Origin of the sequence: Mycolicibacter arupensis (assembly GCF_002086515.1) — a bacterium.
In the GTDB taxonomy this organism is placed as follows: domain Bacteria; phylum Actinomycetota; class Actinomycetes; order Mycobacteriales; family Mycobacteriaceae; genus Mycobacterium; species Mycobacterium arupense.
The window spans coordinates 20,718-33,947 of record NZ_MVHH01000041.1 but is presented as its reverse complement, the minus strand read 5'-3'; the positions used below and the strand labels follow the sequence as shown (position 1 = coordinate 33,947).

Here is a 13,230-nt window from a genome sequence, read left to right as displayed (position 1 = left end):
CGCGCCCGGCCCCCGGCCCGCTGCGCCCGGCCCCAAGCCCGGCGCCCGCACTCCCCGCGTCGGTAACAACCCGTTCTCCTCGGCGCAGCCGGTGGAGCGCGCCATTCCCCGCCCGCACCCGCAGGCGCCACGGCCAGGGGGAGCCGCCCCCCGGCCTGGCATGCCGCGTCCCGGCGGCGGTGCGACACCGGGCAACATGCCCGGCCGCAGCAGCAACTTCGGTGCCCAGGGGCGCCCGGCGCGTCCCGGTGGTCCGCCGCGTCCCGGCGGCGGTGGCCGTCCGGGTGCGCCCGGTGGCCGTCCCGGCGGTCCCGGCGGTGGTCCCGGTGGTAACTACCGCGGCGGCGGTGCCGGCGGTCCCGGTGGCGGAGGTCCCGCGGGCGCCGCAGCTGGCGGCTTCCGCGGCCGTCCCGGCGGTGGCGGTGGCGGTGGCGGCCGTCCGGGTCAGCGCGGCGGCGCGGCCGGTGCCTTCGGCCGTCCCGGCGGTGCGCCCAAGCGGGGTCGCAAGTCGAAGCGGGCGAAACGCGCCGAGTACGAGAACATGCAGGCGCCGGTCGTCGGTGGCGTGCGGTTGCCGCACGGCAACGGCGAGACCATCCGGCTGGCCCGCGGCGCATCGCTGAGCGACTTCGCCGAGAAGATCGACGCCAACCCGGCTGCCCTGGTGCAGGCGCTGTTCAACCTCGGTGAGATGGTCACCGCCACCCAGTCGGTCGGTGACGAGACGCTGGAGCTGCTGGGCAGCGAGATGAACTTCGTCGTTCAGGTGGTCTCGCCCGAGGACGAGGACCGCGAGCTGCTGGAGTCCTTCGACCTGACCTACGGCGAAGACGAGGGCGGCGAGGAGGACCTGCAGAGCCGGCCGCCGGTGGTGACCGTCATGGGTCACGTCGACCACGGCAAGACCCGACTGCTGGACACCATCCGCAAGGCCAACGTCCGCGAGGGCGAAGCCGGCGGCATCACCCAGCACATCGGTGCCTACCAGGTCTCGGTCGATTTCGACGGCTCCGAGCGTCTCATCACGTTCATCGACACCCCGGGTCACGAGGCGTTCACCGCCATGCGTGCCCGTGGCGCCAAGGCCACCGACATCGCGATCCTGGTGGTGGCCGCCGACGACGGTGTGATGCCCCAGACGGTGGAGGCCATCAACCACGCCCAGGCCGCTGACGTGCCGATCGTCGTGGCGGTCAACAAGATCGACAAGGAAGGTGCCGATCCGGCCAAGATCCGGGGGCAGCTCACCGAATACGGCCTGGTTGCCGAGGACTTCGGTGGCGACACCATGTTCGTCGACATCTCCGCCAAGCAGGGCACCAACATCGCGGCCCTGGAGGAGGCGGTGCTGTTGACCGCCGACGCGGCCTTGGACCTGCGGGCCAACCCCGACATGGAGGCCCAGGGCGTGGCGATCGAGGCGCACCTGGACCGCGGTCGCGGTCCGGTGGCCACCGTGCTGATCCAGCGCGGCACACTGCGGGTCGGCGACTCGATCGTCGCCGGCGATGCCTACGGCCGCGTGCGACGCATGGTCGACGAGCACGGCGACGACGTCGAAGAGGCGTTGCCGTCGCGGCCCGTCCAGGTCATCGGGTTCACCTCGGTGCCTGGCGCCGGCGACAACCTGCTGGTGGTCGACGAAGACCGGATCGCACGTCAGATCGCCGACAAGCGCAGCGCGCGTAAGCGCAATGCGCTCGCCGCGCGCTCGCGCAAGCGGATCTCGCTGGAGGACCTGGACTCGGCGCTGAAGGAAACCAGTCAGCTGAACCTGATCCTCAAGGGCGACAACGCCGGTACCGTCGAGGCGCTGGAAGAGGCCCTGATGGGAATCCAGGTCGACGACGAGGTGCAGCTGCGGGTCATCGACCGCGGTGTCGGTGGCATCACCGAGACCAACGTCAACCTGGCCTCGGCGTCGGACGCGATCATCATCGGCTTCAACGTCCGTGCCGAGGGCAAGGCCACCGAACTGGCCAACCGCGAGGGTGTGGAGATCCGGTACTACTCGGTCATCTACCAGGCCATCGATGAGATCGAGAGCGCCCTGAAGGGCATGCTCAAGCCGGTCTACGAGGAGAAGGAGCTGGGGCGCGCGGAGATTCGTGCGATCTTCCGGTCCTCGAAGGTCGGAAACATCGCCGGCTGCCTCGTCACCTCCGGTCTCATCCGCCGCAATGCCAAGGCGCGGCTGCTGCGCGACAACGTGGTGGTCGCCGAGAACATCACGGTCTCGTCGCTGCGCCGGGAGAAGGACGATGTCACCGAGGTCCGCGACGGCTACGAGTGTGGTCTGACGCTGACCTACAGCGACATCAAGGAAGGCGACGTCATCGAGACCTACGAGCTCGTCGAGAAGGCGCGGACGTAGCCGTGGTCGATGTGGGCCGGGCTCGCCGGCTTTCCAAGCGGATCGGGACCATCGTCGCGTCGGCCATTGAGTTCGAGATCAAGGATCCTCCGTTGGCCTTCGTGACTGTGACGGACACGAAGGTGACGGGCGACCTGCACGACGCGACGGTGTTCTACACGGTGCGCGGGGCAACCCTGCAGGACGAGCCCGACTATGCCGGCGCAGCCGCGGCACTGGAGCGTGCGAAGGGAACGCTGCGGACCAAGGTGGGCGCCGGCACCGGGGTGCGGTTCACCCCCACGTTGTCATTCGTCCTGGACAAGGTGCCCGACACCGCTGCCCACATGGAGGAACTGCTGGCCGCCGCCCGTGCCGCCGACGCCGACCTGGCCAGGATTCGGGAAGGAAAGCAGCCGGTGGGGGACCCCAATCCCTACCGGGAGGCGCCCGGCGAATCGGGTGCCGACGACAGCGGTGACGGTGAGCAGACGGGCGACTGACCCGTTGCCCGCGGGCCGGCGGGTTGATGTCGCCGGGGCCGCGGAGCTGCTGGCGGGTGCGAGCTCGCTGGCCGTGATCTGTCATGTGCAGCCCGACGCCGACACCATCGGCGCGGGATTGGCGCTGGCGGCGGTGCTGCGCCGCCGTGGCACGGCGGTGACGGTCAGCTTCGCTCATCCCGCACAACTGCCGCGATCGCTGCGTTCGCTGCCCGGCAGCGACTTGGTGGTCGGCCCAGACGGGGTCCGCGGTGATGTCGATTTGGTGGTGACGGTCGATGTCTCCAGCGCCGACCGGCTCGGTGAGCTTCAGGCGCTGGCGATGTCCGTCGGCACGTTGCTGGTGATCGACCACCACGCATCCAATCAGCTGTTTGGCACGGCGAATTTTGTTGACCCGAAAGCTGATTCGACGACAATGATGGTCGCGGAGCTGATCGACGCACTGGGGGAGCCCATCGACGCAGAGGTGGCGCACTGCCTCTACGCCGGGCTGGCCACCGACACCGGCTCGTTTCGGTGGGCCAGCGCTCGCGGGCATCGGCTGGCGGCGCGCTTGGTGGACGTCGGCGTCGACAACGCCGCGGTCACCCGGACCGTGATGGACACTCACCCGTTCGGCTGGCTCACGATGCTGTCGCGAGTGCTGGCCGGCGCCTGCCTGCTGCCTGAGGCGGTGGACGGGCGCGGACTGGTCTATGCCCTGGTCGATCATGCCGAGTGGACCGCCGCGGGATCCGAGGAGGTGGAGAGCATCGTCGACATCGTCCGCACCACCGCCCAGGCCGAGGTTGCCGCGGTGTTCAAGGAGACCCAGCCGGGTAGCTGGGCGGTGTCGCTGCGGGCGAAGTCGACGGTGGACTTGGCAGCGGTGGCCTGCCGGTTCGGCGGCGGCGGGCACCGGCTGGCCGCCGGCTACACGGGCACCGGTACGGCCCAGGACGTGGTCGCCGCGCTGGTTGCCGCGCTCGGACGGTGACAGACCGTACCGCTGGCGGCCGCCAGATCGTGGCACTGGCGGTCCCGGCGCTGGTGGTGCTGGCCGCCGAACCGCTGTATCTGCTGTTCGACACCGCTGTGGTCGGCCGGCTCGGCGCGCTGAGTCTGGCCGGGCTGGCGATCGGCGCCCTGATCCTGGGGCTGGTGGCCTCGCAGGCCACCTTCCTGTCCTACGGCACCACTGCGCGGGCCGCCCGGCACTTCGGCGCCGGCGACCGTGGCGCCGCGGTCGCCGAGGGCGTGCAGGCCACGTGGCTGGCGCTGGGCCTGGGTGCACTGGCCGTCATCGTGATCCAGATTGTGGCGGCACCCTTGGTCTCGGCCGTCGCCGGGCGCGACACCATTGCGCAGGCGGCCCTGCCGTGGCTGCGCATCGCGATCCTGGGAGCACCGGCGATCCTGGTGTCGCTGGCAGGCAACGGATGGTTGCGCGGCGTGCAGGACACGTCGCGGCCGCCACGTTATGTGGTTGCGGGCTTCGCGCTTTCGGCACTGCTGTGCCCCTTGCTGGTCTTTGGGGCGCTGGGTCTTCCGCGGTGGGGCCTGGCGGGATCGGCGGTGGCCAACTGTGCAGGGCAGTGGCTGTCGGCGCTGCTGTTCCTGCGGGCACTCGGTTCGGAGCGGATCTCGCTACGGTTCGACGCCGCGGTGCTGCGCTCGCAACTGGTGATGGGCCGCGACCTGATCGTTCGATCGCTGGCATTCCAGGCCTGCTTTGTCTCCGCCGCCGCGGTCGCGGCCCGGTTCGGCGCCGCCGCGCTGGCCGCCCACCAGGTCGTTCTGCAGCTCTGGACGTTTCTGGCGCTGGTACTCGATTCGTTGGCGATCGCCGCGCAGGCCCTGGTGGGTGCTGCGCTCGGTGCTGGTGACGGCGGCCGGGCCAAGTCGGTGGCGATCCAGGTGACAGGGTTCTCGGCACTGGCCGCGGGCGCGCTGGCTGCAGCGCTGGCCGCCGGTTCCGGTGTGCTGCCGAGTGTGTTCACCGGCGACGGCGCGGTGCTGGCTGCGATCGGTGTGCCGTGGTGGTTCCTGGTTGCTCAGTTACCCATCGCCGGAATAGTTTTCGCACTGGACGGTGTGCTGTTGGGCGCCGGCGACGCGGCGTTCATGCGTACCGCCACCGTGGCCAGTGCCCTGCTCGGCTTCCTACCCTTGACCTGGATGTCGCTGGTGCTGCACTGGGGTCTGGCCGGCATCTGGTCGGGTTTGAGTGCCTTCATCGTGCTGCGGTTGCTGTTCGTCGGATGGCGGGCACTGTCGGGGCGCTGGGTGCGGGCTGGTCGGCCGTAGGATCGGCGGTCGTGAGCCATCAGCGAGATCGGATGCTCCGTGGCGCGTTGTATCGGCCTGATGACCCCGACCTGGTCGCCGGCCGGTTGAGGTGTCAGCGCCTGGTGACGGCGTTCAACGCCACCGGTCCCGACGACTCGGCAGTACGGCATGACCTACTGGTCGAGCTGCTCGGCTCGTTCGGGGAGAACTCGCAGATACTGCCCCGTTTTTGTTGCGACTACGGCATCTACATCACCATCGGGGCCAACTGCTTCATCAACTACGACGCGGTCTTTCTGGACTGCGCCCCCATCACCCTCGGCAATGACGTGCAGATCGGCCCGCGCGCCCAACTTCTGACCGCCCTGCACCCCGTCGATGACATCGATGCGCGCCGCGAGGGCTGGGAATCGGCTGCTGCGATCACCATCGGCAACGACGTCTGGCTGGCGGCAGGTGTGATCGTGTGTCCGGGTGTCTCTATCGGTGCCGGCTCGGTGGTGGGGGCCGGCAGCGTGGTGACCCGAGACATCCCGGCCGGGGTGCTCGCGGTCGGAAATCCGTGCCGCGTCCTCAGGCCGCTGTACTGACGCGACGTTGTCAGCCGCCGACGCCCGCGTTCAACAGCACGCCCCCGGCGACGAACGTGATCAGGAACGTCGCCCAGCCCAGTGCCGGCCAGATGACCATGCGGCTGCGCCGGCGCGCACTGACGCCCAGTCCCACCACTGTGAGCAGGAGGGCGGCCGCCATGCCGCCCCAGGCGACCAGATAGGCGCCGCCGATCATGCTGTCGCTGCACTGGCGGGTGCTCGAGCACACGTCGGTCGCCATACCGGCAAACATCGAGTAGATCAGGCCAAATCCACAGGCCGGGAGCAGAAGTATTGCGAGCACGCCGGCGCTGACCACGTCCCAGGCCCGTCGGGGTGGCGGCGTCGGTGGGGGAAAGCCGCCGTAGGGGTACGGGGGATACGGCGGGTAGCGCTGGGACACCTCAGGCCGCCTGAGGATTCGCGAGCGTGAGCCTGTCTGTCGGTCCCGCTTGGCCGCGCATCATCACGCCACGTTAGCCCCGATCCAGGCCGGGGAGCGCCAGGGGACCTCCAGTAGATCGGCAGAAAATGCCTAGGAATTCTATCTATCTATTCAGGTTACTCGTCGGTAACGTTCTGGCCGTTGTTACCGGTGGCATACATCTGACCATCCGGATGTAATCCGCCGACTTCGCAAAACGACGGAATTGGGGAAGCTGACGATGATGCACTATCGACTGATCGCCGCAGGCCTGGCCACCGGGGGTGGGCTGCTTACTACGGCGTTCTTGCAGGCCGCGACCGCAGCGGCCGGCCCGGGCGAAGACGCTCTCGCGCCGAGCGCATCCGGCGCCGATGCCTTCACCATCGGCGGGTTTACGTTCGACCCCTTCAACGACGCCACGGGCGCGGAAGGGTTCTCGCTGGTTCACCCCCTCACCGGTTCCGCGCCGCTGCTGACCTTGGGCGGCGGCAGCCCGGGCGGCCTGCTGCCCACCGCGCCCCAGAGTTTCGCGGTGTACGGCGCCGACGGCACCAACCTGGGCAGCGTCAATTCCAGCGTGGTGGTGACGAACCTGGCGGGCCTGACCAACACCGAGTTCACCGTCACCGATGTCACCGCAGCATCCGGCGGGTCGCCGGCGGATCTGCCGTTGTCGGGTTCGGTCTACGACGTGTTCAACTTCGGTAGCGGCTTCGCGAACGTGTACGTCGCCACGCCCGGAGATGACGGCAACATCACCGACACCTTCGTGACGCCGTGGGGCAGCATGGATCTCAGCTCGATGTTTGCCGGCCTCAACGCGGCAGACGCGCTGCAGCCCGGCGATGCCTTCGGCGCTCTGCACGCGGCCGCCGCCGGCGGCGGCGCGGAAGCCTTCGCCATCGGCGGCTTCACATTGGACCCGTACACCGGGACCGGTGATGCGGCGCAGGAGGGTTTCGCCCCGATCATCGCCCTCGGTGGAGCCGCTCCGCTCTTGACCATCGGTGGTGCGTCGCTGGGTGATCCGACCCAGCAGGGCAACGGCCTGGCCAGCCAGAGCTTCGATGTCTACAGCGGTAGCGGCGGCGATGTCACACAGATCGGCACCATCAACACCGGCGTCGACGTCACGGACCTGCTGGGCATGACCAACACGCAGCTGGTGGTCACGGCGGCCGACGGCGGTGCCGAACTGCCGACTGCCGGCACGGTCTACGACGCCTTCAACTTCGGTGGCGGCTTCGCCAATGTCTACGTCGCCACACCGGGACAGGACGCAAAGATCACCGACACCCTCGTGACGCCTTTGGGCAACATGGACTTGAGTTGGCTGTTCAGTGGCGTCACCGGCACCGGAACGGTGCTGGACCCGGGCGGTGCGTTCACCGGGTTGAGTGACACAGCCCTGGGCGCTGCCGCATTCAGCATCGGTGGCACCACCTTCGATCCCGTCACCGTGGCCGGGGCGCAGGGCTTCAACCCGGTTTTCCAGACCGTCGGAGCCCTGCCACTGTTGAACATCGGCGGGGGCACCCCCGGTCTCGACCTCGGCGGCACCTATTTCCCGCTGCCCATCACGTCGCAGGACTTCAACGTCTACGACGGCACCGGGGCCGACGCCGAGCTGCTTGGGAGCGCGCACGCACAGGAGACCGTCACCCAACTGTTGGGCCTGACCAACACCGAGTTCGTCATCGACGGAGTCACGGCGGGCAATGCGGGAGCCGCGGGTCTGCCCGAGATCGGCTCGGTGTACGACGTGTTCAACCTCGGCGGCGGCTTTGCCAATGTCTACACGGCTATCCCGGGTCTGGACGGCGCCGACAGCACCGTCTCCGACCTTTTCGTGACACCGTTCGGCGACGTCGACCTCAGCGGGTTGTTCGGCGGCTTCGACGCCTCGGCGTTGATGGACCCGGGTGCTGCGTTCCTCGGCCTGGATTTCTAGGCCTGCGTTGACCGACACGTCCCGGGCGGCTCATCACGCCGCCCGGGGCGGGTGCGGTCAGTGCACCTGGGAGCGTCCCCGTTCCAGTACCGCCGCGCGGTTGGCGGCGACGTCGGCGCCGGTCACGGTGTTGAGCCACTGCTTGGCCGCCATCGCCTCGATCCACAGACCTGCGGCGTTCTGCGATTCGTCGATGCGGTGATACGACGCCAGCAGCGCACGAACCGCGGCCTGGTTGTTGCCCACGATCGTGGCGGCCATCCGGTGTGCCGCAGGAAGCAGCTCTGCGTGCGGAACCACTTCGGTCACCAGCCCGGCCCGCAGTGCTTCGGCCGCCGACAGGTAGTCGCCGGTCAGGCTCATCCGGCGGGCCAATCCGACGCCGACCTTCTGAGGCAGCCGGACACTGAGCCCCCAGGACGGCAGCAGGCCGACGCGGGCGTGGGTGTCGGCGAATCGGGCCTGCTCGGAGGCGATCAGCACGTCGCAGTACAGCGCCAACTCGAGCCCACCGGTCACCGCCGCCCCATTGATCGCGCCGATGACCGGCTTTGTCATCGGCGGCCACTGCGGTGAGATGTCGGTCAGGCCCGTTGACTCGCCGAACTCTTTGAGATCCAGACCCGCGCAGAACACCGGGTCGGCGCCGGTCAGGATCACCACGTCGACCTCGGCGTCGGCGTCGGCGTCGGCCAACGCGCCGAACATGGCCTCGCGTAAGGCGACGGACAGCGCATTGCGCGCCTGCGGGCGGTTGAGGGTCACGGTGCAGATCCGGTCCTGGGTCTGGACCAGCAAAATGTCGTCGCTCACCGGTTCACCGTAGCCGCGGCTACGCTGAGGGCAATGCACGGCATGGCATTGAAGGAGTGGAGCGCTGTCGTTGCCGCACTGCTCGCCGGGCGGCAACGAATTCTGCTGCGCAAAGGTGGCATTCACGAGAAGCGATTCGATGTCAGCGCGGACGAGTTCCTGCTGTTTCCGACCTCGGTGCACAGTCACGCCGACCGTGTCCGTCCCGAACATCGAGACCTGCTCGGTCCTGCGGCCGCCGACTCCACCGAAGAACAGATTCTGGTGCGAGCGGCGGCGAAAGTCGTTGCCGCACTGCCCGTCGAGCGGCCCGACGCGCTGGAGTCCATCGCGGACCTGCATATCTGGACCGCCGAATCGGTGCGGGCGGATCGGCTGGACTTCAGGCCCAAACACCGACTGACGGCGTTGGTGGTCCAGGTGTTTCCACTGGCCGAGCCGGTGCGTTTGGATCGCAGTCCCGACTACGCCGGGTGCGCCAGCTGGGTTCAGCTGCCGATCGCCGACCCGGTGCTCGGCGAGCCGATCTGCACCGACGCGGAGCTTGCCGCGGTGACGCGGCGGGTCCGCGACGCAGTCGGCTGACCGGCCGCAGGTCAGCTCAGATCTGCCCGTGGCTAGGCGGGTGGGGCGCTGGTCATGACAGCGCGGGCAGGGGAGGGGCGGACAGGCCGGCCTGTGCCTCCAGTTCGCGCACCAGCGGCAGCACGGTACGACCGAAGGCCTGGATGTCCTCCCGGAAATCCAGGAACTCGGCCAGGATCAGGTTCACGCCTAGCTTTCGGTAGGCCACTATGCGTTCGGCGACCTGTTCGGCGGTGCCGATCAGCTGCGTGCGAAAGCCGTCGTTGTACCGCATCAGGTCCTCGAAACTGGAATCGGCCCAGATGTCACGGTGGTCTCCGTTCGGTGCTTGGGCGCTTCTCACTGTTGTGCCAAACCCCTGCATGGTGGGCAGATCAGACTTGGCGATGATCTCGCGCAGCACGGCGTGTGCCTCGGCTTCGGTATCGCGGACGATCACGAAGCCGTTGAGACCGAAACGGGGCGGCTCACTGCGGCCGGAATCTGCGGCGATCCTGCGTATGTCGGCAACTTGGGCTACGACCCCGTCGAAGTCGCTGCCGTTGGAGAAGTACCAGTTGGAGAAGCGTCCGCCGTTGTCGCGGTCCGCCGTCGAATTGCCGCCCTGACAGATCTCCGGATGGGGCCGGCCCGCCCACGACAGCGGCGCGGGTTGCAGGACAACGTCGTGGATACGGTAGAAGTCGCCGACAAAGTTGGCGGGCCGGCTGCTCCACATCGCCTGGAGGACTTGGATGAACTCGGCGCCGCGCCGATAGCGTTCGTCGTGCTCGAGCCACGGCTCGCCGAGCTGGGTGAACTCATCCTTGAGCCAGCCGCTGACGACGTTGACCGCAACCCGCCCGTTCGACAGGTGGTCGGCGGTCGCCAGCCAGCTCGCCAGTACGCCCGGATGCCACAACCCCGGGTGCACGGCCGCGATCACCTTGAGCCGTTCGGTCGCCAAGAGCAAGGCCAGGGCGAAACTGGTCGACTCATATTGGTAGTGCGCCTCATGGCTCCCGATGTTGCGCACCTGGGTCAGGGCGTACTCGAAACCGGCTTGCTCTGCGATTCGTGCCAGTTCGATGTTGTACTGGTAGCTCCAATCGGTGGGCTGTTCGGCGGTGAACCCGTCGAGGCCGCCGCTGATATTGGGAACCCAGTACGCGAAGCTCAGTGGCCTGGAGTCGACGTTCGGCATCGTGTTGTCTCCCTGGATCTCTCAGCGAAGCTCAGAGTTGGCGAGCAGGCCGCGCTCGGCCAGAATCGGCAGCACGCCCTCCCCGAATGAGAACGCCTCCTCAAGGTGCGGGTATCCGGATAGGACGATCCTGGCGTCCTCAACGAAGAGGTGATCGCCGTGAAAGGTGACGGGTTCGCCCGACCACAGCTGCCGAAAGACCGTGATGAACTCGCCAGCCCGGCGGTCGCGCGCCGTCTTGTCCAGGTCGTCGCCAAACCGGCGCTGCTCGGCGTCGTCGCCGCCGGTCATCACATTGAGCAGCAGCCGGCCGCCCGAGATTCGCTGATAGGTGATGGCCATCAGCGGTACAGACAGAACTCGGCGCGTGGCGTTGCATTGGCCCGGTCGCGCTCGGTGGCGTTCTGCCGCAGTTGTTCGGCGACGAGGTCGGCGGTTGCCGGCACGGCGCCGAAGAACACGTCGCTGACTGCTGCCGGTTCGGCAATGGTGGTCATGGATGCTCCTCAGGCACTAAGTGCCACAACGAATGTTCTGGTGTTGGATGTCGGGTGCTGACGAGATCCAACGCTGGGCCTTGCCGCACCGGCAAGATGGCTGACGCACCGACCAGGGGACTGAAACCGGCATGACCAGCGATTTCTCGGCAGAACGCGACAAAACGCAAGGTGATTTCAATTCCCACCGTTACTCGGCCCTGGGCGAACCGATTGAGTGCGCCCGGCTCATGGCTCCGTGCTGTCCCCGCAGGTGGACGAACTGGCGTCAGCCGAACCGCTGAAGACCATCCTCGCCGCTCGGTGCGTCGAGGATATCAAACCCAAAGGGCCGGTGCATATCTCGCACAACCGGAGTTCGTTGACGGTGAGCGCAGCATGGCTTGGGTCGGTGATCGCTTCAACGGTGTCCTGACGAACTCCAACTGCGCCGCGATGCACGCCAAGTGATGCCGGGCCGCTAGCGGCGCGATCGCAGTGTTCGAATGATCTGAGCCGACAGCTCCGGATCGGCCAGTAGCTGGTCGATCAGCGCCGTCATGACTTCCTGCCCGGTGATGCGCGCGCATCCCACTCGGTCGGCGGCGTCGCGCTGCCACAGATCGAGGCCGCGATGTTGGGCGGGCGACAGATCGACGGTGCGGCGGGTCCGGGTTTGCCGCAGCGGGATCGGCTCTGTCGGCTTCATCCCGGTCTCGCGTGGCGGTGTCCAATCGGAGGCTGGGGCTCCGTAGCCACGGTTGTCTAGGGGATTGCTGGCAGCGCTCATCGTGTGGACCTTCGGTTGCGGTGGAACCTCACCCTGGGGACTTCCGCCAGGGTAGCTCGTCAACCGTCACAAGGGATGGGACCGCTGGTGCGCGCACACGGGCGCGGGTTTCCCCAGATCAGCGAGACTTGGCATCGGTGATGGCCGTGCGGAGCCGGCTGGAGAAGTCGTGACCGCTGGGGTCGTCGCCCAGGCCGAGATAGAACGCCGTGGTCACCTGGTCGGCGGTCGCGCCAGACCACTGAGCCACCACGCTGATGCCGGAGTCGGCACTCGAAACGATGCCGGGGCTGAGAGTGACGGTCTCGAGGCGTGCGGAGCGGACGTGCACGCCACGCTTGTCGCCGGCCACACCGATCACCAGGTAGCGAGGAGTCAGCAGAGCAACGGTCCGGTGTTCGCGATCCGGGTCGCCCGAGCCGGTGATCGTGGCGAGCAGTCCGTTTCGGTAGAGCCGCACGTTGCGCGTCTCGCACACCGCTGTTGCTGTGGTCAGCACGTCGCCGAGTTGATTGCCCGCAGCGTGGTCCTCGATCGCCGCACGAAGATCCGGATCAATGCTGGCGGGGGTCGTCGCCGTGCTGTGGCGTTCGTAGAGCTGTTTCATTCTGCTCCCTGTCGTGTGATGACCGCATACTCGCACGCCCCGCCGATCCCTGGACCCGTTGACGCGATGGCCGGCCGCGGGGGCGGCAGTGACATCAATTTCTCGGACCATTATCCGCCTAAGTGAAATCGAATATACGCACGCCCGGGTCCGTCATTACTTCATTGAATACGGAGGCGCGTATATCAGTGAATCAGTACATCAGTAAATGCACTGTGAGCTGCAGAGATGAAAGTTAGTTATGAATCTATAGCGAGTTTGAGGTCAAATTATGAAGTATGAAAAAGTGTTATCGAGACCGTTGAATGCCGCTTCTCCCGGTGCTACCGTCCGAGTATTGAAAGAATTCTCTATTGCCGACGAGGAGGAAACCATGGTGATGTCACGAGGGGCGCGCCGACGCGTTGTCGCCGGAGCTCTGGGCGCCTGCGCCGTGGCCGGCGCGGCGGTTGCGGGGCCGGCACAGGCATCCGTGGCGGAGGCATCCGGGCTGCCGGCCGCGGTCCACCTGGCTGGTGGGCAACTGGCCCTCGGGCACGGTAGCGCCGCGGGTCACGATCCAGCCCAGACCGTGTTCGCCACGGATTGGCGCTCGGCCCCCCTGCCGCAGGTGTGGGGCCGGCACCACTGGTGGCGGCACCACCATCTGTGGCACCACTGGTGGTGGTGGTGACCGCG

Annotated in this window: 15 protein-coding genes; 8 read left to right on the top strand and 7 right to left on the bottom strand. The window is 67.6% G+C overall.

Translation table 11 applies throughout. From position 1 onward, the window contains the following. From infB to BST15_RS16330, 5 genes are all read left to right on the top strand, one after another. Nucleotides 1-2,374: translation initiation factor IF-2 (infB, locus tag BST15_RS16350; RefSeq protein ID WP_083071054.1), on the top strand; the 2,374-nt coding region annotated here is incomplete at its 5' end. Between the two features lie 2 nt (nt 2,375-2,376). After that, nucleotides 2,377-2,856 carry a 30S ribosome-binding factor RbfA gene (gene rbfA, locus BST15_RS16345; protein ID WP_046189269.1) on the top strand — a complete coding sequence of 160 codons (480 nt, stop codon included), beginning with the start codon at nt 2,377-2,379 and terminating at the stop codon, nt 2,854-2,856. Next, the gene (locus BST15_RS16340; protein ID WP_109370802.1) at nt 2,837-3,835 is read left to right on the top strand and encodes a DHH family phosphoesterase; all 999 of its coding nucleotides are present in this window, start codon (nt 2,837-2,839) and stop codon (nt 3,833-3,835) included. The genes rbfA and BST15_RS16340 overlap by 20 nt, the downstream gene beginning before the upstream one ends. Further along, nucleotides 3,832-5,145 (top strand): MATE family efflux transporter, encoded by a 1,314-nt coding sequence (locus BST15_RS16335; protein ID WP_046189271.1) that lies wholly within the window; start codon nt 3,832-3,834, stop codon nt 5,143-5,145. The genes BST15_RS16340 and BST15_RS16335 overlap by 4 nt, the downstream gene beginning before the upstream one ends. An 11-nt stretch (nt 5,146-5,156) precedes the next feature. Beyond that, a complete protein-coding gene (locus BST15_RS16330) occupies nt 5,157-5,717 on the top strand; it encodes a sugar O-acetyltransferase (RefSeq protein ID WP_109370804.1) in 561 nt (186 codons plus the stop codon). A 10-nt stretch (nt 5,718-5,727) separates the two neighbouring features. Here the strand turns inward: BST15_RS16330 and BST15_RS16325 are convergent, their stop codons facing one another. After that, a complete protein-coding gene (locus BST15_RS16325) occupies nt 5,728-6,123 on the bottom strand; it encodes a hypothetical protein (RefSeq protein ID WP_131701200.1) in 396 nt (131 codons plus the stop codon). Between the two features lie 262 nt (nt 6,124-6,385). Between BST15_RS16325 and BST15_RS16320 the strand changes: the two genes are divergently transcribed. Next, nucleotides 6,386-8,098 carry a hypothetical protein gene (locus BST15_RS16320; protein ID WP_046189273.1) on the top strand — a complete coding sequence of 571 codons (1,713 nt, stop codon included), beginning with the start codon at nt 6,386-6,388 and terminating at the stop codon, nt 8,096-8,098. 57 nt (nt 8,099-8,155) lie between these two features. Here the strand turns inward: BST15_RS16320 and BST15_RS16315 are convergent, their stop codons facing one another. After that, on the bottom strand, nt 8,156-8,911 hold the full coding sequence (locus tag BST15_RS16315) for an enoyl-CoA hydratase (RefSeq protein ID WP_046189274.1): 756 nt from the start codon (nt 8,909-8,911) through the stop codon (nt 8,156-8,158). Between the two features lie 33 nt (nt 8,912-8,944). On the opposite strand from BST15_RS16315, the gene BST15_RS16310 reads away from it, so the two are divergent. After that, entirely contained in the window at nt 8,945-9,496 is a 552-nt protein-coding gene (locus BST15_RS16310) for a DUF1802 family protein (protein WP_046189275.1), read from the top strand. A gap of 52 nt (nt 9,497-9,548) precedes the next feature. On the opposite strand, the gene sfnG is transcribed toward BST15_RS16310, so the two are convergent. The 5 genes from sfnG to BST15_RS16290 form a co-directional block, all read right to left on the bottom strand. Next, nucleotides 9,549-10,679, bottom strand: a complete 1,131-nt coding sequence (sfnG, locus tag BST15_RS16305) for a dimethylsulfone monooxygenase SfnG (RefSeq protein WP_046189276.1) — start codon at nt 10,677-10,679, stop codon at nt 9,549-9,551. 21 nt (nt 10,680-10,700) lie between these two features. Beyond that, nucleotides 10,701-11,021, bottom strand: coding sequence for an LLM class flavin-dependent oxidoreductase (locus tag BST15_RS16300; RefSeq protein ID WP_046189277.1), 321 nt, complete (start codon nt 11,019-11,021; stop codon nt 10,701-10,703). Then, a complete protein-coding gene (locus tag BST15_RS21495) occupies nt 11,021-11,176 on the bottom strand; it encodes a hypothetical protein (RefSeq protein WP_198528304.1) in 156 nt (51 codons plus the stop codon). The genes BST15_RS16300 and BST15_RS21495 overlap by 1 nt, the downstream gene beginning before the upstream one ends. Nucleotides 11,177-11,636: 460 nt before the next feature. Continuing rightward, on the bottom strand, nt 11,637-11,945 hold the full coding sequence (locus tag BST15_RS16295) for a hypothetical protein (RefSeq protein ID WP_046189278.1): 309 nt from the start codon (nt 11,943-11,945) through the stop codon (nt 11,637-11,639). A gap of 118 nt (nt 11,946-12,063) precedes the next feature. Then, complete coding sequence (locus BST15_RS16290; protein ID WP_046189279.1) at nt 12,064-12,552, bottom strand: hypothetical protein; 489 nt, start codon at nt 12,550-12,552, stop codon at nt 12,064-12,066. A gap of 337 nt (nt 12,553-12,889) precedes the next feature. On the opposite strand from BST15_RS16290, the gene BST15_RS16285 reads away from it, so the two are divergent. Beyond that, a complete protein-coding gene (locus BST15_RS16285) occupies nt 12,890-13,225 on the top strand; it encodes a hypothetical protein (protein WP_207572053.1) in 336 nt (111 codons plus the stop codon). The last annotated feature ends 5 nt before the right edge of the window (nt 13,226-13,230 follow it).